This window comes from Acrocarpospora catenulata (assembly GCF_018476525.1).
GTDB lineage: Bacteria > Actinomycetota > Actinomycetes > Streptosporangiales > Streptosporangiaceae > Acrocarpospora > Acrocarpospora catenulata.
Window position 1 is genome coordinate 276,314 of record NZ_JAHCST010000001.1, and the last position, 26,207, is coordinate 302,520.

Below are 26,207 nucleotides of genomic sequence, written 5' to 3' on the forward strand. Positions count from 1 at the left end.
TTGTCCCGTCGCCCTGAACATCAGGATGAGGTCGGTGTGGATCATGGTCGCCCGTTCTTGATGGGGTCAGACGTGCGGCAGCAGTACCGCCGACGGTCGGGCCGGGTCGTGGAAGACCTCCTGGTCGCTGGGGAGCATCGGCCCGATCGTGCCGATCGGCTCACCGGTGCCGGGGTTGCGTGGAATGCGGGGATAGGCGCCGCTGGCCACCTGTACCCGGATCTGGTGCCCGCGCCGGAACCGGTGCCCGATCGGCCACAGGTCCACCAGGATCCGCCGTACCCCGTCCGCGTCGGCCACGTCGGCCGGGGTCAGCCGCCGGACCCCCTCGCAGACGTTCATCGAGGTGCCGTCCGGATGTACGTCGCAGACCCGGACCACCAGGTCGGTGTGGTCGCGGCTGGTCCGCACGTACAGGTCGGCCGAGACCGGCCCGATCAGGTCGGTGTCGGCGGTGAGCACCGGCGAGGTGTAGACGAGCACGTCCCGGCGGGCCTCCAGGCGCCGGTTGTCCCGTGGCTCGGAGTTGCCGATCAGCACCGGGCCGCCCAGCACCGGCGTGGGATGGCGCGGGTCGTAGCGGTAGGCGTCGGGCGCCGAGTCGACCACCGAGGGCCCCAGGTTGAAGCCCGGCTGGAGGTGCCAGCGGCGCTGCGAAACGCCCGGAACCGGCCAGTCCGGGTAGTCCCGCCACTCGTCGGCGCCGGTCACGTACAGCCGTACCGGCAAGGCTCGCAATCCGGACGGATCGCCGAGCAGATGCGCCCGGAACCAGGCCAGCGCGTCCGCGTTGGCCGGCCGCCCGTGCCGCAGGTCCGCGTGGTACCAGGGCCCGATGGTCAGGTACGGCTGCCGCCCCGCCGCTCGCATCGCCGCGTAGTCCTTCAGCTGCCACGGCAGGAACACGTCGTACCAGCCGCCGGTCATGGTCACCTCGGCCGCCACCCGCTGCACCGTGTCGGAGAAGTCGCGTTTCTTCCAGTACGGCGACGCGGGGTCCCCGTGATGGGTCAGCAACTCCTGGAAGAACGGCAGCGGACGCCCCGCCGACACCCGGTCCAGGTCCTTCAGCGGGCGGCCCGACAGCACCGCCCGCCGGGTCCGGTGCGGGGCCAGCAGCGCCCCGGCCCGGCTCCGGCCCTCCAGTTTGGCCGTCATCGTCGTCCAGACCAGCGAGGACTCCAGCGCGAAGGCCCCGCCCACGTACGCCGCGTCCCGGAAGCAGGAGGCGGTGACCTGGGTCGCCATAGCCTTCAGGTCGGGGGTGTCCGCCGCGATGGCCCACTGGGTGAAGCCCAGGTAGGAGGGGCCGTGCATGCCGAAGCTGCCGCTGTACCAGGGCTGGGCGCGCATCCATTCGACGGTGGCCAGGCCGTCCTCGTGCTCGTCGCCGAGCGGGTCGAGCAGCCCGCCAGAGCCGAAGCCGCCACGGCAGCTCTGTACCACGACCTGGAAGCCGTGCCGCGCGAAGGCCCGCCCGTACATCCAGCCGACCACGCCCGCCCGGCCGTACGGGGAGCGGATCAGGATGGTCGGCGGGCGTTGCACGCCCACGGGGGAGTAGAGGTCGGTCAGCAGGCGCACGCCGTCGTGCATCGGCACGGGCACGTCCCGCTGGACCGTTACACGTGAAGTCACCTACCCATTGGTAACATACCAAAAGGGGTGTGTCAGCACGTCTCGTTGCGTAGGCGGGACGGGGGAGGCTATTGTTCTCGCATGCGAATTCCTCAGGAGTGGTGGCGCCGCTGACGGCGGCTGTCGAACCCAGGTTTTCGCGTACGCGAGGAACGTACTGGCCGCCCCGGAACGGGCGGCCTTTTTGGTATTCGCCTCCGGGGCTCGATGAGAGAAACAGGGGCGAATGATGGAGACCAGCGGATATCCGACCTATATCACGGGCGGGGGCGTCGAGGTCGAGCGCCGGGTGCGCGAGGTGCCGGAGGAGGCGCTTGAGGAGATCGTGACCGCGCTGGGGGAGCGGCGCGGCGGGGCGTTCTCCTCGGGCATGGACTATCCGGGCCGTTACAGCCGCTGGGCCTTCGGTTACGTCGATCCCTGCCTGGAACTGGTCGCGCGCGGGCGGCGCATCGCCGTGCGCGCGTTGAACGAGCGCGGCCGTGTGGTGCTGCCCGCCGTCGCGCCCTGCCTGCTGGCGGCCGGCCGGCCGGTCGGCGAGCCCACCCCCGACCTGGTCGAGGTGGTGGTCGAGGAGTCGGCCGAACTGGTGCCGGAGGAGATGCGCAGCCGCCGCCCCACCGTCTTCACCGCGATCCGCGAGGTGATCGCCGCCTTCCGCGGCGACGACCCGCACCTCGGCCTGTACGGCGCGTTCGGCTACGACCTGGCGTTCCAGTTCGAGCCCATCCGGTACGCGCTGACCCGCCCCGACGACCAGCGCGACCTGGTGCTGCACCTGCCGGACCGCCTCGTGGTCATCGACCGGGTCAGGGAGACCAGCATCGAGTACTCCTACGACTTCACGGTCAACGGCGTCTCCACCCATGGCCTGCCCCGCACCGGCGACACCTCCCCCCTCCGCAAGGCCACCCAGATCCCGAAAAATCCGGAAAAGGGGGCTTACTCGGAGGTTGTTGCGCAGGCGAAGGAGAAGTTCAAGCGCGGTGACCTCTTCGAGGTCGTCCCCGGCCAGGTCTTCCACGCGCCCTGCGACGACCCCGCCGCGTTCTACCGCTCCCTGCGGGTCAGCAACCCCGCCCCGTACGAGTTCCTGATCAGCCTCGGCGAGGGCGAGCACCTGGTCGGCGCCTCGCCCGAAATGTACGTCCGAGTCAGCGGCGACCGTGTCGAGACCTGCCCCATCTCCGGCACCATCGCCCGCGGCGCCAACCCCGTCGAGGACGCCGAGGCCATCCGCACGCTCCTGTCCAGCGTGAAGGAGGAGTCGGAGCTGACCATGTGCACCGACGTGGACCGCAACGACAAGTCGCGCGTCTGCGTCCCCGGCACGGTCAAGGTGATCGGCCGCCGCCAGATCGAGATGTACTCCCGCCTCATCCACACCGTCGACCACATCGAAGGCCGCCTCCGCCCCGAGTTCGACGCCCTGGACGCCTTCCTCACCCACATGTGGGCGGTCACCGTCACCGGCGCCCCCAAGACCTGGGCCATGCAGTTCATCGAGGACCACGAGGCCACCACCCGCCGCTGGTACGGCGGCGCGGTCGGTTTCATCGGCTTCGACGGCTCCATGAACACCGGCCTCACCCTGCGCACCGCCCAGATCTCCGGCGGCGTCGCCACCGTCCGCGCCGGCGCCACCCTGCTCTTCGACTCCGACCCCGAGGCCGAGGAACGCGAGACCGAACTCAAGGCCAGCGCCCTGATCGCCGCCCTCGCCGCCGTCGGAAAACCGGAGAAGGCGCCCGAAGCCCCCGCTGAGGACCTCCCCGGCACCGGCCACAACGTCCTCCTCGTCGACCACGAGGACTCCTTCGTCAACACCCTCGCCGACTACTTCCGCCAGCAGGGCGCCACCGTCGTCACCCTCCGCCACGGCTTCCCGATCGAGATGCTCGACGACATCGCCCCCACCCTGGTGGTCCTGTCACCCGGCCCCGGCTGGCCCTCCGACTTCGGCACCGACGCCCTGATCAAGGCCCTGTACGCCCGGGACCTGCCCGTCTTCGGCGTCTGCCTCGGCCTCCAGGCCATGGTCGAACAGGCCGGCGGCACCCTCGACCTCCTCCCGTACCCCGAACACGGCAAACGCGGTCAGGTCAAACGCGAGGGCGACAGCGCGCTGCTGAACGGCCTCCCGGAAACCTTCACCGCCGCCCGCTACCACTCCCTCCACGCCAAACACCCCGGCGTCCACGGCTTCACCGTCACCGCCGCCACCGCCGACGGCGCCGTAATGGCCATCGAGGACGTCCCCAACCGCCGCTTCGCCGTCCAGTTCCACCCGGAGTCCATCCTCACCACCGAGGGCGGCGCGGGCGCCCAGATCATCGCCAACGTCCTACGTCTCTCCGTGATCGCCGGACACGGAGGGTAACCAACCCCTAGGCTCACGGGTGTCCCCACCCCGCACGACAAGGGCGGCCCACCGGTTTCCGGGGGCCGCCCTCCGGATTGGCAGGCGATGACCCCGGCACTCCCCGACCAGGTCCAGGAGGCCCTGACCGCCCCCTTGGTCGATCAGCATTGCCGAGCCGTTCGCCGCGACCCACTGACCCGCTCCCAGTTCGAGACCCTCCTCACCGCCACCGGCATGCCGGCCCCGTCAGGAACCACCCACTTCGACGGCCCGCTCGGCCTGGCCGTCCGGCGCTGGTGCGCCCCCCTCCTCGACCTGGATCCCCACGCCCCACCCGCCGTCTACCTCGCCCGCCGCACCGAACTCGGCTCCGAGGAGGTCAACCGCCGCCTCCTCCGCGCCGCCAGGGTGGTCGCCTTCCTGCTGGACAGCCCGGACGGCGATCCCGGGCTGCTGTCCGTCCCCGAAACGGGTCGCCTTGGTGGGGCCGCCGCCGACGAGGTGATCTGTCTGGAGCGGGTGGAGGAGGAGATCGCCGCCGGGGCGCCCCTCGCTCTGGACTACCTCGACCAGCTCGAACGCGAGCTGGCCACCCGCGCCACCCGATGTGTCGCCCTGTCCTCCACCATCGCCTACCGCCACGGCCTGGACTTCGACCCGGCCCGCCCTTCTCGCGGCCTGGTCCTGGCCGCCGCCGGCCGCCGGCTGACTGACCCGAAGGACCCTCTCACCGACCCCATCCTCCTGCGTCATCTCCTCTGGATCGGCATCGACGCGGCCCGCGAACGCGCCCTCCCCGTCCAGTTCCTCTGCGGGCTCGGCGCGCCCGCCCCGCACCTCGGCGATCCGGGCCGGATGAGCCCTTTCATCCGCGCTCTGCTCCCGCTCGGACTCCCCGTCATCCTGCTTCACTGCCACCCGTTCCATCACCAGGCCGCCTACCTGGCCGCGGCCTTCCCGCACGTCTACGTGGACACCGGCGGCACCCCCTCCGGCATCGCCGACCTCCTGAACCTGGCCCCGTACCACAAGTACCTGTACGGCTCCAGCGGCACCGCCGCCGCCGAATCCTGCTTCCTGGCCGCCCTCAACCACCGCATGACCCTGTCGCACGTGCTCTCCGCCCGCCTCACGGACGGCACCTGGAGCATCGGCGACGCCGCCAGAGTGGCCCACATGATCGGCTCAGGAAACGCCCGCCGCGTGTATCGGCTCTGAAGTTCCCCAGCGGCGTTCCAGGGGGTTCCACGTCGTGCCGTGACGTGTCAGCCGTTCCCCTCGGATCGCGCATCGTGTCACGTCGTGTCACGCCCTTGGTGGTGAGGCGCCGCCGTCCGAGTCGGCGCTCGAATCCCGAGGGAGCTTACGTTGACCACCAGAGAACACCCCAACCGCCGCATGAAGCGCGGCTTCCTGGGGCTGCTCACCATAGCCATGGCGTCCGTGCTCGGCATCGTCCTGATGTCGGGCCCCGCCTCCGCCGCACAGCAGTGCACGTACACCGCCGACTACAACGCATGTCTGTTCATCACCCGGCAATCCACCGGAGATTACCTGGTCCGCTTCGGCATCGACCTTCGCAAGCTGAGCAAGAAGGAGGCCCAGACGATCATCGATGCCCCCGGCCACCCCTTCTACGCCAATCTGATCGGATCCGACTTCAAAGACGAAGACTTCATCGGGCAGATTTCCACCACCCGCGTGTGGGCCTCGACGGAGAGCGGACTCAGCGGCGAGGGTGCTCGTGTCTTCTCCAGGTCCGCGCTCAACGAGGACCCCGAGGGCTGTGACGAGCTGTACGCGCGGATCGCCTTCATCGATCCCCGGACCGGGGCGTCACGCGGCTGGACCACACCCCAGATCGCCCTCTGCATTTAGGCGCGGGAAGTCGGCTGAATGCCGGTCATGCTGATCGTGTGGCTCGGGAAATGGTTTGCCCATCCGCTGTGACGGTTATCAGCATGGCCGCATGTTGTTTCTCGCATTCGTCGGTTCCTGCGTGTTGCTGGCCATGATTCCCGGGGTCAGTACGGCGGTCATCATCCGGCAGACCCTCCGCGACGGCCGGGCATCCGGGGTGGCCGCCACCCTGGGCAACGAGACCGGCATCTTCTTGTGGGCGATGGCCGCCGTCTTCGGTCTTTCCACTCTCCTCCTGGCCTCCGAGGCCGCCTACCACGCGCTTCGTGTGGTGGGTGCGGTGGCGCTGGTCGTCATGGGGGTGCAGTCGATCAGGCAGGCCAGGCGCGGGATTGTTCCCATTGATGTGGCGGGGGAGTCCCACAAGGGGTGGCGGCGCGCCTATGGCCTGGGGCTGGCCACCTGTGGTGCCAACCCCAAAGCGGCGGTGTTCGCGATGTCCTTTCTCCCGCAGTTCGTCCCCGCTGGTGCGCCGATTCCCGCCACGCTGACCCTGTTGGCCGTGGTCTGGGTGCTGGTCGACACGCTCTGGTATCTGGTCCTGATCTGGCTGGTCCAGCGCGCTCTCACGTTTTTCGCCCGGCCGGCGGTTCGCAGGACTTTGGAGCGAATCTCGGGGACTGTGCTTATTGCGCTCGGCGCACGTCTGGCACTGGAGACACGCTGAAGCCCGTTCGGTCTATGGCGTGATCCGGACGACCGCAACCGGGCAGGGGGCGCGGTGCAGCATGGACTGGCTGACTGAGCCGAGGAGCATGCCTGTCAGCAGACCGTGGCCGCGGGAGCCCACGACGAGGAGTTCCGCGCCCTCTGCGGCCTGGCGTAGGACGTCTGCGGCGCGGCCTTGCACGATCTCCGTGGAGACCCGGACGTCGGGGTGGGTCTCGCGCCATCCGGCCAGGGCCTCGGCCAGTGCGCGGCGGCTGTTGTCCGGCTCGCTGCCGACCGTCGTGCGCATCAGGTCGGGCCAGTCCCAGGCCAGGACCGCGCGCAGGTCGGCACCGCGCAGGTCGGCCGCCCGGAAGGCGAACTCCAGGACGGCGGGCTGGGCCGCCGAACCGTCGACGCCGACGACGATCTCCGGTCGGGACGGCGACTGCCGCTTCCGCACGACCACCACGTCGCACGCAGCGTGACCGGCGACGCCGTACGCGACGGAGCCGATCAGCGCGCCGCGCAGGGCCCCGAGGCCGCTGTCGCCGACCACCAGCAGGTCGGCCTCGCGGGAGGCCTGGATGAGCGCCGCCCGGGGGTCGCCGCCCAGCAGGGCGGACTCCACGTCCACCTTCGGCTGGGCCCGCCGGGCCGCCTCGACGGCTTCGGTCAGCGCGGCCTTCCCGCCGTCGGCCATCCAGGTCGCGATGCCCCGGTAGGGCTCGTGGAGCCCGGGCTCCAGGCACCAGGCCGGTACCGCGCTGGCCACCAGCAGTGGCACATCACGGAGTACGGCTTCCTGCGCCGCCCACTCCACGGCCTCTACCCCGGCCCGCAGGCCGTCCACTCCGACGACGATCACGGCGACCCCCTCTGTCCCGACACGGTGACCTGGCATCATGCTCGGCGGCCGACGCGCGTGGGAGTAGAGGCCATCGCCCCGTGAAGCCGGGACTTCCGGCCATGGCGTCAGGGGCGGGCGGCCTCGATCAGGGATTCGATGAGGCGGTTGTCGGGGCCGCGTTCGGGGTGCCACTGGACGCCGATGGCGAAGCGGTGGGTCTGGAGTTCGATGGCTTCGACGATCTGGTCGTCGGCCCAGGCCACGGCGAGGAGGTTGGTGCCGAGACGTTTGACGGCCTGGTGGTGGGGGGTGGTGACCTCGATGCGTTCGCCGAGGGCTTTGCCGGTTTTGCTGGAGACGCTGATGGTGACCGGGTGACGGCTGGTGTGACGGTCGTGGCCGACGACCTCGGGGAGCCAGGGGATGAGGGCGCCGCCCTGGGCGACGTTGAGCATGTGCATGCCGCGGGAGACGCCGAGCAAGGGGAGGCCGGCGGCGATGGCGGCACGGGTCAAGGCGAGTTCGAAGCGGTCACGGTGGGTCTGGGGTTCGTCCACCCGGGGCTCGCGGGGCTCGCCGTACAGGCCGGGGTCGAGGTCGGCGCCGCCGGCCAGGATGAGGGCGTCCAGGCCGCGCAGATAGTCCTCGGCGCCGGAGGGACCGAGCGGGGGGATCAGCACCGGCAGGCCGCCTGCCTTCTCGACCGCGCGCGCGTACGCCTGCGGAGAGAGCACCGCCTCCCGGACCCAGGCGCCCCAGCGGGCGGCCTCCAGATAGGTGGTGATGCCTACGATCGGTCGGGGCATGCTGTTCTCCAGGTATTCGCGTCGGCTAGCCCATCATGGCGCACACGATTTCGGTTTTGTCACGTATCTCATGGATCAGTGGCACCATCCTCCACCGACGCGAATTTTCTTCATGTTCGATGTCCGAAATTTACAGAACCAGAACCACGGAGCATGACGGGCTCGTTACGCAGCGTACGTATTCGCACCACCTTGCAGGGAAACAGTTGTGACGCCCGAGTGCGAGTGGAAGACTCCGAAATGAGTGTCCGGTTGAGCCGGGGCCGCCGGCGCTCATCACCCGGAACCGTCAGGGAGGTGGATCGACACGACCGGAGAGGCTTTCCGGTCACCAAGGGTGGGACACACACATGTCGCTGAATCCGCGCCTCGTCAAGGAGAGTTTCTCCCTCATCGAGCCCGTCGCGGACAAGGCCGCCGCGTACTTTTACGGTCGCCTTTTCGCGGAAAATCCGCACTTAAGGGGAATGTTTCCCCCGGCAATGGACGTGCAACGTGACCGCCTTTTCGGCGCGCTCACCCGCATCGTCTGGATGCTCGACAGCCCGGACACCTTGGGGGGGTACCTGGGTCAGCTGGGGCGGGACCACCGCAAGTACGGCGTCGTGGCCGAGCACTACACCGCCGTCGGCAACGCGCTGCTGGCCACCATCAGGCGCTTCGCCGCCGAGGTGTGGAACAGCGAGATCGAGGCCGCCTGGGTGGCCGCGTACACGGCGGCGGCCGACATCATGATCGGCTCGGCCGACGCCGACGCCGGAGTCTCCCCGGCCTGGTGGCTGGCCGAGGTGCTCAACCACGAGCGCCGGGCGCCCGACCTCGCGGTGCTGACGCTCCGCCCGGGCCAGCCCCTGGGCTTCACCGCCGGCCAGTACGTCAACGTGCAGACCGCCCGCTGGCCCCGGGTCTGGCGCACCTTCTCCATCGCCAACGCCCCCCGGTCAGACAACACCATCAGACTGCACGTACGCTCCCTGCCCGGCGGCTGGGTCAGCAGCACGCTGGTCCAGCACACCCGGATCGGCGACCAGGTGCTGCTCGGCCCCCCGGTCGGCACCATGGCCGTCACCGACTCCGACCGCGACATGCTCTGCGTCGCGGGAGGCACCGGCCTGGCCCCGCTGAAGGCGATCATCGAGCAGGTCATCGCCTCCGGCCGCCGCCGCGCCATCCACCTGCTGGTGGGCGCCCGCCACGCCACCGACCTGTACGACATGCCCGACCTGGTACGCATGGAGTCCGGTTACCCGTGGCTGCGCGTGGTCCCCGTGGTTTCCGACGAACCCGCGTACGACGGACTGCGCGGCAACCTGCCCGAAGTGATGGAGCGCTTCCACACCTGGACCGAGCACGAGGTCTACGTCTGCGGCCCGGCCGGCATGGTCAACGAGACGGTACGGCGCCTGCAGAACTCGGGGGTGCCCCTCAACCGCATCCACCGCGATGCCATTCAGGGAGAACCGTAAGGGACGACATCCGCAGAGCGGGCACCTGATCGGCGCGTCGGCTGGCACCATGGGCATCATGGGGGGCATCCCGGAGGGGCATCACGGGGCATCACGCGCCGACGCGTTGGAGGGCTATCCCATGAAGACACCGGCCGTGATCCGAATGGTGGTTCGATAGATGGCCAGGCCCGTCACGCTGGTCACGTTCGTGCTGCCCAGCACGCTCCGCCACTGGGTCGGCGACCGTACCGAGGTCAAGGTCTTCGCCGTCGCCGCCGCGGGCGACGACCTGCCGACCCTGGGCGGCGCGCTGGAGGCGCTCCGCCGTACCCATCCCTTGCTGGAGGAACGCCTGCGCGACGAGTACGGCGGTCTGCGGCGGCACATCGGCATCTTCGTCTGCGGCGAGAACGCGCGCCGCCTGGGCGGCCTCAGATGCGCGCTCCCGCCGGGGGCCGAGGTCTACGTGCTCCCGGCCCTGGCCTGATCAGACCGTCAGGGGGAGACGCGCCCGTTGGCGTTGAAGGCGGCGTGGGTGAGGGGCATCAGCTCCGCCCACAGGGCCTCCATCTTCTCCGCCACCATCTCGATCTCCCGCTGCGGGAAGGTCGGCACGGTCGCCCGCTCGTCCCTGGTGCGCAGCGACAGGAAGTGCATCAGCGCGCGGGCGTTGCAGGTGGCGTACATGGAGGAGTAGAGGCCGACCGGCAGCACCGCGCGGGCCACCTCCCGGGCGACGCCCGCCTCCAGCATGCGCTGGTAGGCCGCGTACGACTCCCGGTAGGACGCCTCCATGGTCTCGGCCACCAGGGCGTGCTGCTCGTCGGTGCCGTCCACGAACTCGTACTTGCCCGGCCGCCCCCGCTGCACGAGCTTGCGATCCCGGCCGGGCACGTAGAAGACCGGCTGGAGCTCCCGGTACCGCCCGCTCTCCTCGTTGTACGACCACACCCGGTGCCGGTGGAACTCCCGGAACACGAAGATGGGCGCGCTGATGAAGAAGGTCATCGAGTTGTGCTCGAACGGGCTGCCGTGCCGGTCCCGCATGAGGAAGTTGATCAGTCCCTTGGACCGCTCGGGGTCCTTGTGGAGTTCCTCCAGGGACTGTTCCCCCGCCGTCGAGACCCGGGCCGCCCACAGCACGTCCGTGTCGGACGCGCTGTGCTTGACCAGCTCGACGGTCACCTCACTCTGGATCTTTACCATGACATTCAGCCTAGAAGAAGATCGCGGGCCTGGGCGGCCCGCGACCCCCCTCAGGCTCAGGTGATGTCGCGCTTGGTCGTGGTGAGGTTGGCCACCACGGCGAACAGCACCGCGTACCCGACCAGCAGCAGTGCGCCGCCCCACGCGGGCAGCAGCTGGGACTCGCCGAGCCCGGTGTCGATGTCGATGCTCATCAGCGCCTGCGTGCCCCCGCCGGGCAGCCACTTGCCGACCCCCTGGAGGGCCGGGATGGCCGCGAAGATCGACTCGATCACGTACGCCCAGACGATGCCGCCGATCAGCGCCGCGATCTGGTTGCGGATGAGGGCGCCCAGGCCGATGCCGAACATCGCGTACAGCGCCAGCGAGGCGACCACACCGATCGCGATCTGCGGCACCCGGCTCTCGGTGAAGCTGACCTCGCCGCCCGCGATCAGCACGGCGGTCACCGCGACCACGCCCACGACCACCAGCGCGACCACGGCGAAGAGCAGGCCCACCAGCACGCCGGCGCCCAGCTTGGCGGCGATCACCCGGCCACGCCGGGGGGTGGTGAGGAAGGTGCCGGTGATGGTCTGGTACCGGTACTCGCTGGTCATCATGATGATCCCGAGGATCATCGTGAAGATGGTGCCGCTGGAGCCGACCGACAGCGCCATCTGGAGCCAGCTGGGGTCCTCCAGACCGGGCAGCCCGGGGGCGGCGCCGTTCTGCGGCGTGTCGCCGGCGAAGGCGATGATGAAGAACAGGTTGAGGCCGACCAGCAGCAGCATCACGATGAGCATGGCCCACCAGATGCGGGTGGTGAACAGCTTCTGGAGCTCGGCGCGGATCAGGGCGGTCATTGCGCGGCCTCCGCGGCGACCGGCTCCCCGGTCAGTTCGAGGAACACTTTCTGCAGGTCGGATCGTTCGTGGGCGACCTCGGTGAGCAGCACCTTGTGGTCGAGGGCCAGTTGCCCGATGGTCTCGGCCTCCAGGCCGTACACCCGGAGCAGGCCGGGTTCCACCTTTTCGACCCGGGCTCCCGCCTCTTCCAGGGCGGGGGCGAAGTCGGCCGTGGTGCGGACCCGGACGGCGCTCTCCCCGTTCTGGGTGAGCTCGGCCAGGGTGCCCTGCCGTACCAGCCTGCCCTTGGCGATGATCACGACGTTGTCCACGGTCTGCTCGACCTCGGCCAGCACGTGGCTGGAGACCAGGACGGCCGCGCCCTGGTCGTGGGCCAGGTGGCGGAGGAAGCCGCGCAGCCACTGGATGCCCGCCGGGTCCAGGCCGTTGGCGGGCTCGTCCAGGATGTAGATCTTCGGGTTGCCCAGCAGCGCCCCGCCCAGGGCCAGGCGCTGGCGCATGCCGAGGGAGAAGCCGCCGACCCGCTTGCCCGCCGCATCGGCCAGGCCGACCTGCTCCAGCGCCTCGTCGGCCCGGGTGGCGGGCAGACCGGCGGCGGTGCACATGATGCGCAGGTGGTTGCGGGCCGTACGGCCCGGGTGGAAGCTCGTGGCCTCAAGCACGGCGCCCACCTCGTTGAGCGGGTGCGCCAGGGAGGCGTAGCGCTGACCGTTGACCAGGGCTTCCCCGGCATCGGGGGTGACCAGGCCGAGCAGCGACCGGAGGGTAGTGGTCTTGCCCGCACCGTTGGGGCCGAGGTAACCGGTGACGGTCCCGGCCTCCACGGTGAAGGAGACGTCGTCGACGGCCCGCACCGGGCCGAAAGATTTGGCTAGATTTCTGATCTCAATGGCAGTCATCGCCAGAGAATTATCTTCGCAAGATCAGCGCGTTGTCCTCCTACTTGAAGACGATATGTTATGACGTTCCTGGGAGGGCAATAATGATCGATTTCTACCAGGAGAACGGGTACCTGCTGGTCAAGGGCCTCCTCACCAAGGAGGAGGCGGCGGCGTACCGGGCGGAGTGCCACGCGCTGCTGGCCCGGTTGCGGCCGGTGGACCCGACCTGGGGCAGCGCCCGCGCGCTGACCCCCACCGCCACCGAGTTGCGCCACTGCCACGACGCCCAGTTCTGCTCGGCCGCCTTCGCCCGGCTGATGCTGGACCCGCGCTTCACCGACGTGGCCGCCGCCGTGATGGGCACCGAGAACGTGCAGCTGCACCACACCAAGATCTTCGTGAAGCCGCCGGAGAAGGGTTCCCCCTTCCCCATGCACCAGGACGCCGCCCACTTCCCGCACACCCGCCACACCCTCGGCGCCGCCATCTTCCACCTCGACGACGCCCCCTTGGAGAAGGGCTGCGTCCGCCTCCTCCCCGGCAGCCACAAGCAGGGCCCCCTCCCGCACATCGAGGAGGGCGGCTGGCACCTGCCGCTCGCCGACTGGCCCCTGGAGGCGGCAGTGCCCATCGAAGCCGAGGCCGGTGACGTGCTCTTCTTCAACTACCTCACCGTGCACGGCTCCGGCCTCAACACCTCGCCGGAGGCCCGCACCACCTTTCTGGTCCAGTTCCGCGACCCCGAGGACCTGCCGGCCGACGACGTGCACCGCTCCCGGGGCCAGGGCATGATGCTGCGCGGCGTCGACCCCACGGCCAGAGGGTAGAAACGCCCATTAGGGTCTGACCACATCCGGGTCCTGACCGGCGAACCTGAGATGTCATGAAGAACAACCTGCTCAGCCACCACGACAGGACGGCGCCGGCGCTGTGGGCGCCCCTGGCGCTGTTGCTCTGCGGCGCGCTGCTGGGCCTGGCCTCGCGGACCGCGGTCTGGACCCGCGCCGACTTCCGCCTGGACACGCTGGTACGCGACCTGCGCACGCCCTGGCTGAACGACATCGCCTTCGGGCTGGACGTCGGTCTCGCGCCCCCGAAGGGGTTCGTGATCGCCGGGCTGCTGGCGGTCGTGCTGCTCGCCCGCAGGCGGACGCGCGACGCGGTGACCGTCGTCGCGGTGGTCGCCGTGGGCCAGGGCCTGAGCTCGCTGTTCAAGGCCCTGGTGGAGCGCCCCCGCCCGCCCGCCGAGTTCCAGCTCCTCGCCCAGCACGGCCACGACAGCTACCCCAGCGGGCACGTCTCCATGGCCGTGGTCCTGGTGATCGCCGTCGCCGTGCTCACCTATGGCACGCGCTGGTTCTCCGTCACCGTGGCCGCCGGGATCCTCCTGGTGGTGGCCCAGGCCCTCGCCCGGCTCTACCTGGGTGTGCACTACCCGACGGACGTGATCGGCTCCTGCCTGGTCGCCACGGCCGGCGCCCTGCTGGCCCTCGCCGCCTGCCGGAAACTGCCTCTGAAGCTGAGATAGCTGGGATACTCGCCGATGTCGGGGGATCGACCGTTCTGATCGAATGGGGGCCCTTGTGCCGGGGGAGTCCGTCAGCTCGCTGCTGCCGTACGGCGGCTTGTTGCTCGCGCTTTTCGTGCTGCTGTGGCTGGTCGACAAGTTCACCGGCGGCATCGTCGAGGAGCTCGGCAAGCGGGTGCTGGACCGTTTCCAGTCCGGGCGTGAGCGCAACCTGCTCAAGCGGCGCGCGCTGCGGATGTACATCACGGCGGTACGCCAGAACTACGGCACCCACACGATGGGCTTCCGCCGCGACGACGCCCCGATCGCCGTCGAGGACGTCTACATCCCGGTACGGTACGAATCGGACGGCGAACGCCTCGACGCCGAGGAACGGCTGCGCAACGCGGACCGCGCCGTGGTCGTCGGCGAGCCGGGCGCCGGCAAGTCGATGCTGCTCAAGCACCTGATGCTGGAGTGGACCAGAAACACCCGCCGCGACCCGTCCACCCGCGTTCCCGTGCTCGTCGACCTCCACCTGTACGGCACCGGCGGCGCGACCCTGAAGGACCTGCTGGCCAGGGCGCTGAGCCACGGCAAGTGGCAGTTCACGCCCAAGCAACTCGACGCAGCCCTCGGAGAGGGCCGGTTGCGGCTCTACTTCGACGGCCTGGACGAGGTGCTGCGCGACCGCTACCCGGAGGCGCTGGCCGAGCTGAAGGACCTGGCCCAGCGACACCACGCCTGCCCGATGGTCGTGACCTGCCGCAACGAGGTCTACGACGGCGAGCTGGCCGCCGAGTTCGGCCCGCCGCTGACCGTCGCCGATCTCGACGACGCGGCGCTGCGCCTCCTGCTGCGGCACCTGCTTAACAACGACGAGCAACTGGAGTCGCTGTTCGGCGCGCTCCAGGCCAACCGTCCCGTGCTGAGCCTGGCCCGTAGCCCGATGCTGCTCACGATGATCGCCTACCTGTATTTGGAGGGCGTGTTCGGCGAGCGAGCCGAGCGCATGCCGCGCTCGCGCTCGGAGTTCTACGACAAAACCGTTGCCTACCTGCTCCGCCGCGACGAGGCACGGGGCCTCGACCAGATCACCCGGCACGGCCCCGCCATCAAGCTGGCGATCCTGCGCAAACTCGCGCTGCTGCTGATGAGCAGGCAGGATGCCGGCGACGGCGACCGCAGGGCCATCACCCATCGCGACCTGCTGGCGGTCATCCGGGCCGAGAGTGAGGACTTCAACCTCGACCGCGCGGAGGCCGGAGAGGTGATCCGCGAGATCGTCGAACGCAGCCGGTTGCTGATCCGCTTGGAGGGCGCCGAGGAACTGTACGGTTTCCGGCACCTGACACTTCAGGAATACCTGGCGGCGCTGGAACTGGGGACGAACTGGGAGGAACTGCTCCAGCACTACCAGCGCCACCCCGAGACCTGGCGCGAGGTCGTCCTCCTGTGGTCCGGCATGGTCGCCGACGACTCCACGCCGCTGCTGCGCGCGATCTACACCGGCGAGGACGACGAGGGACGGGTACTGGTCGTCCGCTGCCTGGCCGAGGCCACCCGGGTCGAGAGCGCTTTCGCCAACGAGGTCATCGCCCACTTCCTCGGCCAGCTCGCCTCGGGTGCCGTGCTGGCGGATGCGACGGTCCGCGCACTCGGCACACTCGTCGGCGTCGGCGGCCCGCGTGGCCAGGGGGTGCTGGACACCCTGCTGCGCATCGTCGACCAGGCCCCCGACGTGATCGGCGAGCCACGCGTGGCCAACCAGGCCCGCCCCCAGGTGAACATCGCCGACGAGCCCCGGCGCCAGGCGATCCGCGTGCTCGCCGCCTCCGGCCATCCCGAGGCGGGGGCCTTGCTGACCAGACTGGCGCTGTCGGACCCATTCGCCCGTGCCGTGCTGCGTTCGATGGGAGAACTGGCCATCCCGGCTCTGCGAACGGCCGCGGAACAGGATCAGGGCTGGGCGATCGAGGACATCGGCCTGATCGGCACCCCGGCCGCCGCCGAGGCGCTCGTGCCCCTGCTCGCTCCGGATTCCCCCGTGAGCGAGTTCCGGCGCCTACAGGCGGCATGGTGGCTGGCAGCGCTGCTGAACAGCGACGACGTGCGAGCGGTGCTGAACAAGGAACGCCGCGACGAGGTCGTGCCCGGCGAGCGCCTGGACTGGGTCACCAAGCCGTACCGGCGTGAATGGTTGCCGCGTTTGTCATCGGTCGTGGGCAGAGTCGCCCGGCTGCTCGTCCAGGACCTCAACGAGTACCGCCCCGAGTCGGCCCCACCCGACTCCCTGCCTCCGGTGACCCCGCTGATCGCGCTGCCATCGCATGCCGCCTTACTGGGGCATCGTGACGGTCAGGAATCGATGTGGGCGGCGGACGAGGACACGCAGCAGCAGATGGACGAGCTACGCCAGCTGGGCGTGTCTGCCTTGGCGCACGGCCACAGTTCTGCCGAGGAATGCTGTGCGATGCTGGAAAGTGTGGGCCTTGCCGCCCTGTCGGGGACTCTGGAACCGCGGGTCCGAACCGCTGCGGAGGCACTGGCACAGCGTGTCGTCGAGAAAGTCTTTCCCGACAGTCCGCAACTGCTGCTGATCCGGGCCCTCGACTGGCGGATCCGGGTCCTCCTCGTGGCCAGTTTCGGTGCCAGGCACTGTAGCCGGCAGGACTGGGAGGCACTGGCGGAGCGTACGCCGGAACCACGGGTGCTTCGACTGATTCGTAACTCGGTATTGGTGCTCCTGGCGACTTGGGTCGGGGGATTGGGAGCTGTCCGGGTCGGGGGTGCGATCACCGGATCGTGGGCGCTTGGTCCGGCACCTGCCGCTTGGATCGTCGGGGCGGCGACCGTGGGGGTGATCGTCGGCTTTGTGGGCTTGGTATTGGAGGCGACAAGCATGGGACCCTCCGCTGACAGCCTCTTCTATGTCATAAGCGGGGGCATGGCGGTGCTCGGGGGCGTCATTGTCGCGGTTGCACTGCCCATCTACGGCGTGTTCACCACGGTCGAGTGGTTGGCGTCATCGATCGGGGTTTGGGGAGGTTGGGCGGTCATTCTGGCCTCGGCCGTGGTGGCGTTCCTCCTGGGCGTAGCCGTGTCGTCGAGGACACGGCGATTCCAGAATCCGTTCCAGAACATCTTGCGGAAGTGCGCGCCACATCTGCTTCCGGCCCCGGAGCAGAACGCGTAGGTCGCGGACCGCCATTGAGGTCGAACGGTCAGAAGCTCCGGGGCAGGCCAAGGACCTGGGTGGCCAGGTAGTTCAGCAGCAGTTCCTCGGTGACGGGGGCGACCCTGCCGATGCGGGCCTCGTTGAGTAGGCGGGCGACCGGGTACTCCAGGGAGTACGCCATCCCCCCGTGGGTCTGGAAGGCGGCGTCGGCGGCCTCCCAGGCGGCCTGGGAGGCGGTGAGTTTGGCGATGTTGGCCTCGGTGCCGCAGGGCAGGCCCTGGTCGAAGAGCCAGGCGGCCTTGTGCAGCATTAGCCGGGCGAGTTCGATTTTGGCTTTCACCTGGGCGAGCGGGAAGGCGATGGCCTGGTTGGCGCCGATCGGGCGGTTGAAGACCTCGCGTTGTTTCGCGTAGTCGACCGCGACTCGGAGGGCGACCTCGGCGCCGCCCAGGGCGCTGGCGCCCAGCAGGATGCGCTCGGGGTTGAGGATGTCCCACAGGACGAGCGCGCCACCGTCGACCTCCCCGAGGACGTTCTCCGCGGGCACCCGCAGGTCGTCGAAGAAGACCATGTTGGAGGGGGTGGTGTTGGCCCCCATCTTCGGGATCGGCCGGTAGGACAGCTGCCCGGCCGCCACCGCCTCGGGTACGTTGACCAGGAAGACCGTCATACCGCTGGTCCGGGGTTTGGCCTCGGCGGCGGGAATGGTGCGGGTGACCAGCAGCATCCAGCCGGCCCGCTGCACGCCGGTGATCCAGATCTTCTGGCCGTTGATCACGTACGAGGCCCCGTCCAGGCGGGCGCTGGTGGAGATGGCCAGCGCGTTGGAGCCCGCGTCCGGCTCGGTCAGCGCGAAACACGTCTCGACCTCCCCGGTGGCCAGCCGGGGGAGCAGCTCGGCGCGCTGCCGCTCGGTGCCGTGCCGGGCCAGGGTGAGCGCGCCGAACCCAGGGGTGAGCACGTAGGTGAAGGCAGAGCCCCCGGCCGCGCCGGAGGCCGCCAGCGTCTCGGTGGCCACGGCCAGCTCCAGCAGCCCCTGCCCGCCGCCGCCGTACTCCTCGGGAACCGCGAGCCCGAGCCAGCCGCCCTTGGCCAGCTCGGCCCACACCTCCTCGGGCCAGCGTTTGTCGGCCTCGCACCGCTCCCAGTAGTCCATGCCGTACTTCGCGCACACGGCCGCGATCCCGCGCTGTACGGCCTGCGCGCTCTCCGGAAGCGTGAAGTCCATGCCAGGCCCTCCCAATGGCTAACTCTGTCGTGGCCGCCGCGCGTGGTACACGAAGGCCGGAGGCAGGTTACGCCAGACTGTACGCCCGAGCACGACCTCCTCGAAGGCCTCGGTCAGCGCCCGCCGGATGCGCACCGCCGGGGGCAGGCGGCGGGCGTGCACGTACGCGAACATGGTGAAGGCCCCGGCCGGGTTCAGCGCCGCCAGGACGCCGGAGAGCAGCGCGTGCTGGGTTCCCCACCCGAACGCCGCCCACGGCAGCCCGCTCACGATCACGTCGGCCTGCCCGGCCCGGCGGGCGGTCAGCAGGTCGGGCAGCCTGGCCGCGTCGTCCACGATGAGCTCGACGCCCGGGTGCCGGGTGGACAGGTGGGCCGCCAGTTGCGGGTTGATCTCGACCGCCAGGTGCCGCCCGCGGCCGCCGAGCCGCCGCTGGATCTCGCCGGTGAACGATCCCGTCCCCGGGCCGAGCTCGACCACCGTCGGGTTGCCGTACTCGGGGATCGGCACGGTGACGGCGGCGGCCAGCTGCCGTGAGCTGGGGGCGATGGCGCCGATCGCGGCGGGGGAACGCATGAACTGCCCGAAGAAGAGCGCAGAACCGTTAGCCATGCCCGCACGTTAGAAGTTTTTCCGCGCGCGGTGCCCCGTTCCAGCGGTCCGACTCACCGGCCACTTGGAGGAGGCCGCTCCCACGGGCGAAGGAGGGGAAGCCACCCCCGGAGGCGGATACGGTTTCTGTCATGCGGTGGCGTGTTCTGACGCTTGATCTCCTGCTGGCCTCGGCAGGGATCGCGCTGTGCGTCATGACCTGCCAGACCTGGGGCGGCCCCAGCTTCCCGACCTGGCTGGTGGTCGCTTTCGTGCTGCTCGCCGGTCTGCCGATGGGCCTGGTCCGCCGGTGGCCCGGCCAGGTCACCGTCTACCTGGCGGTGCTGCTGGTGATCCTGGACGACCTGGGCGCCGGGGTGCTGGACGGGGTGCAGATCCTGCTCGCGCTGTCGGCCGGCTCGCTGGCCAGGTCCCGCGGCTGGGGCTGGACCCTGCCCGCGGCGGCGGTGGCCTGCCTGGCCACCGGCGTCAACCTCGCCGACCCCGGCGTGCCGCTGGCCGCCAACTTCTGGTACTACACGGTCGGCATCATCGCCATTCCGGTCACCATCGGCCGGTACCTGCGCAGCCAGTCCGGCGCGGTGCCGGAGGGCGAGGAGCGGGCGCCCGTGCTGGACCTGCTGCTGGCCGGCGGCGGGGTCGCCTTCGCCGTGCTCGGCACCTGGAGCAGCTGGCCGGAGGCGGACATGCACGTCTGGGGCATCGGCCTGCTGGCGGTGATCGCCGGTCTGGCGCTGGGTGTGGTGCGCTGGCTGCCCGGTTCGGTGCTGCTGCTGGAGAGCGTCGTCCTGCTGCTGGCCGTAGGCCGCGCCCCCGAGGCAGCCGACAGCCTCCAGGTGCTGCTGTTCATCGCGCTCGGCGTTTTCGCCAGCCAGGTGACCTGGCGCTGGCAGCTCGCCGGGTACGCGCTGACCTGCATGGTCACCATGCTGGCCGCGCTCGGCGCCGCGGCGGAGGTGACCGCCTGGTGGTTCCCTGTGCTGGCCACCCTGGTCGCCGCCCCGGCCGCCATCGGCGCCTTCGTCCGGGCCCGCAGGACCGCCAACCGGCGGGAGGTGGAGCTGGCCGCCGAGCGGGCCAGGTCGGACCGGCTGGCCGAGCGGGAGCGGATCGCCCGGGAGGTGCACGACATCGTGGCCCACCACGTCGGCGCCATGGTGCTGCGGGCCGGGGCCGCCGAGTACGCGGGCGCCACCGGCCCGGCGGCCGAGGCGCTGGCCGACATCCGGGCCACCGGCCACCAGGTGCTGGAAGACCTGCGCGGCCTGCTCAACGTGCTGCGGGGCCCAGAGGCCGCGGACGGGCAGCTGTCGGTCAACGACCCGGAGGAGGTCATGCGGGACGCGGTCGCCCGGGTGACCGGGGCCGGTCTTGAGGTCACCCTGGAGCTGGCGCCCGAGGTGGCCGCCGCCCCGCTGGTGGCCCGGGCGTCGGCGGCCCGGATCGTCCAGGAGGGCCTGACCAACGTGCTCAAGCACGCCGGGCCGGGGGTGCGGGTGAAGGTGAGCGTGGCCGTGCAGGGTCCCGAGCTGGCCGTGGAGATCAGCAACGAGGGCGGCGGGCGTCCGGCCGCGCTGCCGTCCTCAGGTCAGGGCATCGCCGGGATGCGGGAGCGCGCGCACGCCCTCGGCGGGCGGCTCACCGCCGGGCCGCTTCCCGGCGGCGGCTGGCGGCTGGCGGCCGTGCTGGCCCTGCCGGAGGAGGACCCGACAGGATGGGAGTGCATGTTCACCAAGAGCGCTTTTTCGGGGAGCGCCGGATGATCCGGGTAGTGGTCGCCGACGACCAGGCGCTGGTCCGCGCCGGGGTGCGGATGATGCTGGAGGCCGCGGGGGACGTGACCGTCTGCGCGGAGGCCGCCGACGGCGCCCAGGCCGTGCAGGAGGCCGAGCGGCACCGGCCGGACGTGGTGCTGATGGACCTGCGCATGCCCCGGGTGGACGGCCTGGAGGCCACCCGGCGCATCCTGGCCGCCCAGCCCGCGGCCCGCATCGTGGTGCTCACCACCTTCGCCGAGGACGAGAACGTGTACGCGGCGCTGCGTGCCGGGGCGCTCGGCTTCCTGGTCAAGGACGACCCGCCGGACCGCATGGTGGAGGCGGTGCGCCGGGCCGCGCTGGGGGAGCCGCTGCTGGCCGCCTCGGTGCTGCGCCGGGTGGTGGCCCGGGCGCTGGCCGCCGAGCCCGACGCTCCCCGGGTGCCGCCCGGGCTCACCGAGCGGGAGCTCCAGGTGCTCACCCTGGTCGGCATGGGCCTGTCCAACGGCGAGATCGGGGAGCGGCTGCACCTGGGGGTGACCACCGTCAAGACCCACGTGGCCGCCGTGATGGAGAAGCTCGACCTGCGCAACCGCACCCAGGCCGCGGTGGTCGCGCACCGGCTCGGGCTGGTGGACGCCGACTTCCGGCCCACCCGCCCCTGACACCCGTGTGAATGTTGGGAAAAACGGACGGCGGGCAGCATCGGGCGCGAAGCCGCGCACATGTAGGGTCGGGGTCGTGGACACCGCCGAGGACCGGATTTGGACCATCCCGAATCTGCTGAGCTTCCTCCGCCTGCTCGGCGTGCCCGTCTTCCTCTGGCTGGTGCTCGGCCCGAAGGCCGACGGCTGGGCGCTGGTGCTGCTTATGCTGGCCGGGTTCTCCGACTGGCTGGACGGCAAGCTGGCCCGGGCCTGGAACCAGACCAGCAGGCTGGGCCGCCTGATCGACCCGGCGGCCGACCGGCTCTACATCCTGGCCACCCTGATCGGCCTGCTGCTGCGCGAGATCATCCCCTGGTGGCTGGTGGCGTTGCTGGTGGCCCGTGACCTGCTGTTGCTCTGCACGGTCCCCATCCTGCGCCGCCTCGGCTACGGCCCGGCCCTGCCGGTGCACTTCCTCGGCAAGGCCGCCACCGCCAACCTGATGTACGCCTTCCCGCTGCTCTTCCTGGCCGCCCACACCGGCTGGTACGCCGAGATCTCCGCCATCCTCGGCTGGGCCTTCGTCATCTGGGGCACCGGCCTGTACTGGTGGGCCGGGCTTCTGTACGTCGCGCAGGTACGCATGCTGGCCCAGGCCACCGGGGAGCCGACCCTCGGGGACACGCGGTGAAGGCCGTGGTGATGGCGGGCGGGGAGGGCACCCGCCTGCGCCCGATGACCGCCAACCAGCCCAAGCCCCTCCTCCCGGTGATCAACCGCCCGATCATGGAGCACGTGCTCCGGCTGCTCAAACGGCACGGCTTCACCGAGACCGTGGTCACCGTGCAGTTCCTGGCCGCGCTGATCCGCAACTACTTCGGCGACGGCGACGAGCTCGGCATGACCCTGCACTACGCCACCGAGGAGACCCCGCTCGGCACCGCGGGAAGCGTCAAGAACGCCGCCGACCGGCTCCGCCAGGACCGCTTCCTGGTCATCTCCGGCGACGCGCTCACCGACATCGACCTGACCGACATGCTCCGCTTCCACCGGGAGAACCGGGCCCTGGTCACCATCGGCCTCAAACGGGTCCCCAACCCGCTGGAATTCGGCATCATCATCGTCGACGAGCACGGCCGCATCCAGCGCTTCCTGGAGAAGCCCACCTGGGGCCAGGTCTTCTCGGACACCGTCAACACCGGCATCTACGTGATGGAGCCCGGCGTCCTGGACGAGGTGGAGCCCGGCCGCTCGGTGGACTGGTCCTCCGACGTCTTCCCCCGCCTGCTGGCACGCGGCGAGCGCCTGTTCGGGTACGTGGCCGACGGCTACTGGGAGGACGTGGGCACCCACGAGAGCTACCTCAAGGCCCAGGCCGACGTGCTGGAGGGCCGGGTCAAGGTGGACTTCGACGCCTTCGAGCTCTCCCCGGGCGTCTGGGTGGCCGAGGGCGCCTCGGTGGACGCCGACGCCGTGCTCAAGGGCCCCCTGTTCATCGGCGACTACGCCAAGGTGGAGGCCGGGGCCGAGCTGCGCGAGTACACCGTGCTGGGCAGCAACGCGGTGGTCAAGGAGGGCGCCTTCCTGCACCGCGCGGTGGTGCACGACAACGTCTACATCGGCCCCGCCGCCCACCTGCGCGGCTGCGTCATCGGCAAGAACAGCGACGTGATGACCGGCGCCAGGATCGAGGAGAACGCGGTCGTCGGCGACGAGTGCGTGATCGAGGCCGAGGCGTACGTGTCCTCCGGGGTGAAGATCTACCCGTTCAAGACGGTCGAGGCCGGCGCGGTGATCAACACCAGCGTGATCTGGGAGTCCCGCGGCCAGCGCAGCCTGTTCGGCCCGCGCGGGGTCTCCGGCCTGGTCAACGTGGAGATCACCCCCGAGCTGTGTGTCCGCCTGGCCAGCGCCTACGCCACCACGCTCAGCAAGGGCGACACCGTGGTCACCTCCCGGGACGCCTCCCGGGCGGCCCGGGCCCTGAAGCGGGCGGTGATCAGCGCGCTCAACGCCAGCGCCATCAACGTGGTGGACCTGGAGGCCGCGGCCATGCCGGTGGCCCGCTTCCACACCTCGCGGGAGAACGTCAGGGGCGGCATCGCGCTGCGCACCACCGCCGGGGACCCGCAGAGCGTCGACATCGTCTTCCTGGACGAGACCGGCGCCGACCTGAGCCCGGCCGCCCAGCGCAAGCTGGAGCGGGTCTTCTCCCGCCAGGAGTACCGCAGGGCCTTCCCCGGCGAGATCGCCGAGCTCACCTTCCCGGCCCGCGCGGTCGACACCTACGCCCGCGAGCTGCTCCGCTGCGTGGACATGACCGGCGTCAAGGACGCCGAGATGAAGGTGGTGGTGGACTGCGCCGGGGGCACCTCGGCGCTGGTGCTGCCCAGCCTGCTCGGCCGGGTCGGGGTGGGCGTGCTCACCGTCAACAACCGGCTGGACGACGCCTCGCCCACCGAGACGCTGGCCGAGCGCCGCCGCGACCTGCAACGCCTGGCCGAGCTGGTGGGTTCCTCCCGGGCCGCCTTCGGGGTGCGCTTCGACCCGGTCGGGGAGCGGGTCTCACTGGTGGACGAGAAGGGGCAGCTGATCAGCGAGGAGCGGGCGCTGCTGGTGGTGCTGGACCTGGTGGCGGCCGAGCGGCGGGGCGGGCGGGTGGCCCTGCCGGTGACCACCACCCGGGTGGCCGAGATGGTCTGCCGCTTCCACGGCGTGCACGTGGACTGGACGGCCACCAGCGTGGACGCGCTCACCACGGCCGCCGTGCACCCGGAAATGATCTTCGCCTGCGACGGCAGGGGCGGGTTCGTCGTGCCCGAGTTCGGGCCCACCGTGGACGGCCTGGCGGTCTTCCTGCGGCTGCTCGGCCTGGTGGCCCGCACCCGCCTGTCACTCAGCCAGATCGACGCCCGCATCCCGGAGGCCAGGCTGCTGCGCCGTACGGTGCCCACGCCGTGGGCGCACAAGGGGGCGGTCATGCGCTCGGTGGTGGAGGCCGCCGAGGGCTGCCGGCTGGACACCACCGACGGGGTCCGGGTGGTGGAGGAGGACGGCAGCTGGGCCCTGGTGCTGCCCGACCCGGCCGAGGCGGTCACCCATCTGTGGGCCGAGGCGCACGACGTGGACGGGGCCCAGGCGCTTCTGGAACGGTGGGCGCTGGTGGTCGAGCGTGCCACCGGATCGGCCTGAGGCGATAACCTGATGCCATCCGAAGGGAAGATGACGCGCTGGAGATGATGTTGGTGTGGCGGCATGGACCTTGGACCGTGCCTGACGGTAGCGTTGGGTAGTCAATGTCCAGCGTGCCTGCCTTGACCTTCGTGTCTGATCAGCGTAACTTTCGGCATTCGCAGTTTTTGAGCAAGTCGTGAGAGAGGCCGAGCCGTTCGATGCCCAGCGTCTACTGCACGCAGTGCGGGAACCCCAACCCCGAGGATGCCCGTTTCTGCTCTCGATGCGGTTCGCCGCTGAGCGCGCCGGCGCCGCAGACGGCCTACCAGCCCGCGTACCAGCCCGCGCACCAGGCGGTTCCCGACACGACCTCCACCATCTCGCTGGAGGCCGTGGACGAGGCGACCGGCCAGACGCTGCTGCCGGACCGTTCCGCGGTCGAGCAGCTGCCCCCGGGCACCGCGCTGCTGGTGGTGATGCGCGGTCCGAACGCGGGCAGCAGGTTCCTGCTCGACAGCGACCTCACCACGGCGGGTCGCCACCCGGAGAGCGACATCTTCCTGGACGATGTGACGGTGTCCCGGCGGCACGCGGAGTTCTACCGGCGCGGCGGCCAGTTCACCGCGCGGGACGTGGGCAGCCTCAACGGCACCTATGTGAACAGGGAGCGCATCGAGGAGGCCCCGCTGGCGGGCGGTGACGAGGTCCAGATCGGGAAGTTCCGGCTGGTTTTCCTTACCCGCAGCTGAGGGGGACGTGACTGAGGGGGTGAGAGCAGGGCATGGTCGCTGAGGCGATCAGGGCGTTCATGAGCATCGGGGAGGTGCTCGCCCTGCTGCAGGGGGAGTTCCCCGACGTCACCATCTCCAAGATCCGCTTTCTGGAGGGCGAGGGGCTGATCGAGCCCCAGCGCAGCCCGTCCGGCTACCGGAAGTTCACGCACAACGACGTCGAACGGCTCCGGTTCATCCTGACCGCCCAGCGGGACAGGTACCTGCCGCTGCGGGTGATCAAGGACCAGCTGGCCGCGGCCGAGCCCGGCCCCCGCGCGCTGCCGGTGGAGGCCGCCCCGGTCCGGCTGAGCCGGGAGGAGCTGCTGGCCGCCGCCGAGATCGACGAGGAGACGCTGGCCGAGCTGGAGTCCTACGGCCTGGTCACCGCCACCGCGCGGCGGTACGACGAGGACGCCCTCGAGGTCGCCAGGAGCGTGGCCGCGCTGGCCGCGTACGGGCTGCATCCGCGGCACCTGCGCGCGGTGCGGGCCGCCGCCGAGCGGGAGGCGGGGCTGCTGGAGCAGGCGGTGGCGCCGCTGCTGCGCCGCCGGGCTCCCGGCGCACTGGAGCACGCCGAAGAATCTGCCCGGGAAATTTCGGGGCTTCTGCTCCGTTTGCACGCGGCTTTGCTGAATGGCGGTGTTCGCAACGTTCTTGGCCGCTGACAACGCGTGTCGCTCTCGGGTGTTACGTTGAAAGCCTGGTGATATGCCGCATCCCGGAG

The 26,207-nt window shown here is 70.4% G+C and carries 23 protein-coding genes; 15 read left to right on the forward strand and 8 right to left on the reverse strand.

All coding sequences use genetic code 11. The annotated features are described in order from the left end of the window. Positions 1–66: 66 nt before the first annotated feature. Positions 67–1,638: a CocE/NonD family hydrolase gene (locus tag KIP79_RS01200; RefSeq protein WP_308169501.1), complete on the reverse strand. Its 1,572-nt coding sequence runs from the start codon at positions 1,636–1,638 to the stop codon at positions 67–69. 229 nt (positions 1,639–1,867) lie between these two features. Between KIP79_RS01200 and KIP79_RS01205 the strand changes: the two genes are divergently transcribed. The 4 genes from KIP79_RS01205 to KIP79_RS01220 all read left to right on the forward strand — a co-directional run bounded on the left by KIP79_RS01205 (position 1,868) and on the right by KIP79_RS01220 (position 6,587). After that, positions 1,868–4,018, forward strand: a complete 2,151-nt coding sequence (locus KIP79_RS01205) for an anthranilate synthase component I (protein WP_214102939.1) — start codon at positions 1,868–1,870, stop codon at positions 4,016–4,018. 87 nt (positions 4,019–4,105) lie between these two features. Further along, entirely contained in the window at positions 4,106–5,218 is a 1,113-nt protein-coding gene (locus KIP79_RS01210) for an amidohydrolase family protein (protein ID WP_214102765.1), read from the forward strand. Between the two features lie 150 nt (positions 5,219–5,368). Then, positions 5,369–5,878: a hypothetical protein gene (locus KIP79_RS01215; protein WP_214102766.1), complete on the forward strand. Its 510-nt coding sequence runs from the start codon at positions 5,369–5,371 to the stop codon at positions 5,876–5,878. A gap of 91 nt (positions 5,879–5,969) precedes the next feature. Then, positions 5,970–6,587: a LysE family translocator gene (locus tag KIP79_RS01220; protein WP_214102767.1), complete on the forward strand. Its 618-nt coding sequence runs from the start codon at positions 5,970–5,972 to the stop codon at positions 6,585–6,587. Between the two features lie 12 nt (positions 6,588–6,599). Here the strand turns inward: KIP79_RS01220 and KIP79_RS01225 are convergent, their stop codons facing one another. Further along, on the reverse strand, positions 6,600–7,436 hold the full coding sequence (locus tag KIP79_RS01225) for a universal stress protein (RefSeq protein WP_214102768.1): 837 nt from the start codon (positions 7,434–7,436) through the stop codon (positions 6,600–6,602). 107 nt (positions 7,437–7,543) lie between these two features. Next, positions 7,544–8,224 carry a gamma-glutamyl-gamma-aminobutyrate hydrolase family protein gene (locus KIP79_RS01230; RefSeq protein ID WP_214102769.1) on the reverse strand — a complete coding sequence of 227 codons (681 nt, stop codon included), beginning with the start codon at positions 8,222–8,224 and terminating at the stop codon, positions 7,544–7,546. A gap of 350 nt (positions 8,225–8,574) precedes the next feature. On the opposite strand from KIP79_RS01230, the gene KIP79_RS01235 reads away from it, so the two are divergent. Next, positions 8,575–9,690: a globin domain-containing protein gene (locus KIP79_RS01235; RefSeq protein ID WP_214102770.1), complete on the forward strand. Its 1,116-nt coding sequence runs from the start codon at positions 8,575–8,577 to the stop codon at positions 9,688–9,690. Positions 9,691–9,850: 160 nt separating this feature from the next. Beyond that, the gene (locus tag KIP79_RS01240) at positions 9,851–10,159 is read left to right on the forward strand and encodes a ubiquitin family protein (protein ID WP_214102771.1); all 309 of its coding nucleotides are present in this window, start codon (positions 9,851–9,853) and stop codon (positions 10,157–10,159) included. An 8-nt stretch (positions 10,160–10,167) separates the two neighbouring features. On the opposite strand, the gene thyX is transcribed toward KIP79_RS01240, so the two are convergent. Genes thyX through KIP79_RS01255 form a run of 3 tightly spaced genes read right to left on the reverse strand, consistent with a single transcriptional unit; the run spans position 10,168 to position 12,625 of the window. Then, complete coding sequence (gene thyX / locus KIP79_RS01245; RefSeq protein ID WP_214102772.1) at positions 10,168–10,878, reverse strand: FAD-dependent thymidylate synthase; 711 nt, start codon at positions 10,876–10,878, stop codon at positions 10,168–10,170. 56 nt (positions 10,879–10,934) lie between these two features. Then, positions 10,935–11,723, reverse strand: coding sequence for an ABC transporter permease (locus KIP79_RS01250; protein WP_214102773.1), 789 nt, complete (start codon positions 11,721–11,723; stop codon positions 10,935–10,937). Then, the gene (locus tag KIP79_RS01255) at positions 11,720–12,625 is read right to left on the reverse strand and encodes an ABC transporter ATP-binding protein (protein ID WP_214102774.1); all 906 of its coding nucleotides are present in this window, start codon (positions 12,623–12,625) and stop codon (positions 11,720–11,722) included. Before KIP79_RS01255 ends, KIP79_RS01250 begins: the two co-directional genes overlap by 4 nt. 83 nt (positions 12,626–12,708) lie before the next feature. Here KIP79_RS01255 and KIP79_RS01260 point away from each other — a divergent pair, with 83 nt between their 5' ends. From KIP79_RS01260 to KIP79_RS01270, 3 genes are read left to right on the forward strand one after another with little or no spacing between them, the layout of a single operon-like run. Next, complete coding sequence (locus KIP79_RS01260) at positions 12,709–13,434, forward strand: phytanoyl-CoA dioxygenase family protein (RefSeq protein WP_214102775.1); 726 nt, start codon at positions 12,709–12,711, stop codon at positions 13,432–13,434. Between the two features lie 56 nt (positions 13,435–13,490). Then, complete coding sequence (locus tag KIP79_RS01265) at positions 13,491–14,135, forward strand: phosphatase PAP2 family protein (protein WP_214102776.1); 645 nt, start codon at positions 13,491–13,493, stop codon at positions 14,133–14,135. A 43-nt stretch (positions 14,136–14,178) separates the two neighbouring features. Further along, positions 14,179–17,310 (forward strand): NACHT domain-containing protein, encoded by a 3,132-nt coding sequence (locus KIP79_RS01270; RefSeq protein WP_214102777.1) that lies wholly within the window; start codon positions 14,179–14,181, stop codon positions 17,308–17,310. Positions 17,311–17,338: 28 nt separating this feature from the next. On the opposite strand, the gene KIP79_RS01275 is transcribed toward KIP79_RS01270, so the two are convergent. Together KIP79_RS01275 and KIP79_RS01280 are read right to left on the reverse strand one after the other, a co-directional pair. Beyond that, positions 17,339–18,520, reverse strand: a complete 1,182-nt coding sequence (locus KIP79_RS01275) for an acyl-CoA dehydrogenase family protein (protein ID WP_214102778.1) — start codon at positions 18,518–18,520, stop codon at positions 17,339–17,341. 18 nt (positions 18,521–18,538) lie between these two features. Beyond that, positions 18,539–19,132 carry a class I SAM-dependent methyltransferase gene (locus tag KIP79_RS01280; RefSeq protein WP_214102779.1) on the reverse strand — a complete coding sequence of 198 codons (594 nt, stop codon included), beginning with the start codon at positions 19,130–19,132 and terminating at the stop codon, positions 18,539–18,541. Between the two features lie 131 nt (positions 19,133–19,263). On the opposite strand from KIP79_RS01280, the gene KIP79_RS01285 reads away from it, so the two are divergent. The 6 genes from KIP79_RS01285 (at position 19,264) to ftsR (ending at position 26,148) form a co-directional block, all read left to right on the forward strand. Then, positions 19,264–20,895 (forward strand): sensor histidine kinase, encoded by a 1,632-nt coding sequence (locus KIP79_RS01285; RefSeq protein ID WP_214102780.1) that lies wholly within the window; start codon positions 19,264–19,266, stop codon positions 20,893–20,895. Next, the gene (locus tag KIP79_RS01290; RefSeq protein ID WP_214102781.1) at positions 20,892–21,554 is read left to right on the forward strand and encodes a response regulator; all 663 of its coding nucleotides are present in this window, start codon (positions 20,892–20,894) and stop codon (positions 21,552–21,554) included. Before KIP79_RS01285 ends, KIP79_RS01290 begins: the two co-directional genes overlap by 4 nt. Before the next feature lie 76 nt (positions 21,555–21,630). Further along, the gene (gene clsA, locus KIP79_RS01295) at positions 21,631–22,227 is read left to right on the forward strand and encodes a cardiolipin synthase ClsA (RefSeq protein ID WP_214102782.1); all 597 of its coding nucleotides are present in this window, start codon (positions 21,631–21,633) and stop codon (positions 22,225–22,227) included. After that, positions 22,224–24,728 carry a mannose-1-phosphate guanyltransferase gene (locus KIP79_RS01300; RefSeq protein ID WP_214102783.1) on the forward strand — a complete coding sequence of 835 codons (2,505 nt, stop codon included), beginning with the start codon at positions 22,224–22,226 and terminating at the stop codon, positions 24,726–24,728. Before clsA ends, KIP79_RS01300 begins: the two co-directional genes overlap by 4 nt. A gap of 200 nt (positions 24,729–24,928) precedes the next feature. Next, positions 24,929–25,459, forward strand: a complete 531-nt coding sequence (locus KIP79_RS01305; protein ID WP_214102784.1) for a double zinc ribbon and FHA domain-containing protein — start codon at positions 24,929–24,931, stop codon at positions 25,457–25,459. Positions 25,460–25,491: 32 nt separating this feature from the next. Beyond that, positions 25,492–26,148, forward strand: coding sequence for a transcriptional regulator FtsR (gene ftsR / locus KIP79_RS01310; RefSeq protein ID WP_214102785.1), 657 nt, complete (start codon positions 25,492–25,494; stop codon positions 26,146–26,148). Positions 26,149–26,207: the final 59 nt, after the last annotated feature.

Excerpts from the sequence above, each read along its gene's own strand:
- KIP79_RS01280 (WP_214102779.1), bottom strand. The coding sequence starts at position 19,132 with ATGGCTAACGGTTCTGCGCTCTTCTTCGGGCAGTTCATGCGTTCCCCC.
- KIP79_RS01240 (WP_214102771.1), top strand. The coding sequence starts at position 9,851 with ATGGCCAGGCCCGTCACGCTGGTCACGTTCGTGCTGCCCAGCACGCTC.
- thyX (WP_214102772.1), bottom strand. The coding sequence starts at position 10,878 with ATGGTAAAGATCCAGAGTGAGGTGACCGTCGAGCTGGTCAAGCACAGC.
- KIP79_RS01220 (WP_214102767.1), top strand. The coding sequence starts at position 5,970 with ATGTTGTTTCTCGCATTCGTCGGTTCCTGCGTGTTGCTGGCCATGATT.
- KIP79_RS01260 (WP_214102775.1), top strand. The coding sequence starts at position 12,709 with ATGATCGATTTCTACCAGGAGAACGGGTACCTGCTGGTCAAGGGCCTC.
- KIP79_RS01290 (WP_214102781.1), top strand. The coding sequence starts at position 20,892 with ATGATCCGGGTAGTGGTCGCCGACGACCAGGCGCTGGTCCGCGCCGGG.
- KIP79_RS01305 (WP_214102784.1), top strand. The coding sequence starts at position 24,929 with ATGCCCAGCGTCTACTGCACGCAGTGCGGGAACCCCAACCCCGAGGAT.
- KIP79_RS01205 (WP_214102939.1), top strand. The coding sequence starts at position 1,868 with ATGGAGACCAGCGGATATCCGACCTATATCACGGGCGGGGGCGTCGAG.
- KIP79_RS01250 (WP_214102773.1), bottom strand. The coding sequence starts at position 11,723 with ATGACCGCCCTGATCCGCGCCGAGCTCCAGAAGCTGTTCACCACCCGC.
- KIP79_RS01235 (WP_214102770.1), top strand. The coding sequence starts at position 8,575 with ATGTCGCTGAATCCGCGCCTCGTCAAGGAGAGTTTCTCCCTCATCGAG.
- KIP79_RS01230 (WP_214102769.1), bottom strand. The coding sequence starts at position 8,224 with ATGCCCCGACCGATCGTAGGCATCACCACCTATCTGGAGGCCGCCCGC.
- KIP79_RS01265 (WP_214102776.1), top strand. The coding sequence starts at position 13,491 with ATGAAGAACAACCTGCTCAGCCACCACGACAGGACGGCGCCGGCGCTG.
- KIP79_RS01285 (WP_214102780.1), top strand. The coding sequence starts at position 19,264 with ATGCGGTGGCGTGTTCTGACGCTTGATCTCCTGCTGGCCTCGGCAGGG.
- KIP79_RS01255 (WP_214102774.1), bottom strand. The coding sequence starts at position 12,625 with ATGACTGCCATTGAGATCAGAAATCTAGCCAAATCTTTCGGCCCGGTG.
- ftsR (WP_214102785.1), top strand. The coding sequence starts at position 25,492 with ATGGTCGCTGAGGCGATCAGGGCGTTCATGAGCATCGGGGAGGTGCTC.
- KIP79_RS01210 (WP_214102765.1), top strand. The coding sequence starts at position 4,106 with ATGACCCCGGCACTCCCCGACCAGGTCCAGGAGGCCCTGACCGCCCCC.
- KIP79_RS01275 (WP_214102778.1), bottom strand. The coding sequence starts at position 18,520 with ATGGACTTCACGCTTCCGGAGAGCGCGCAGGCCGTACAGCGCGGGATC.
- KIP79_RS01270 (WP_214102777.1), top strand. The coding sequence starts at position 14,179 with ATGGGGGCCCTTGTGCCGGGGGAGTCCGTCAGCTCGCTGCTGCCGTAC.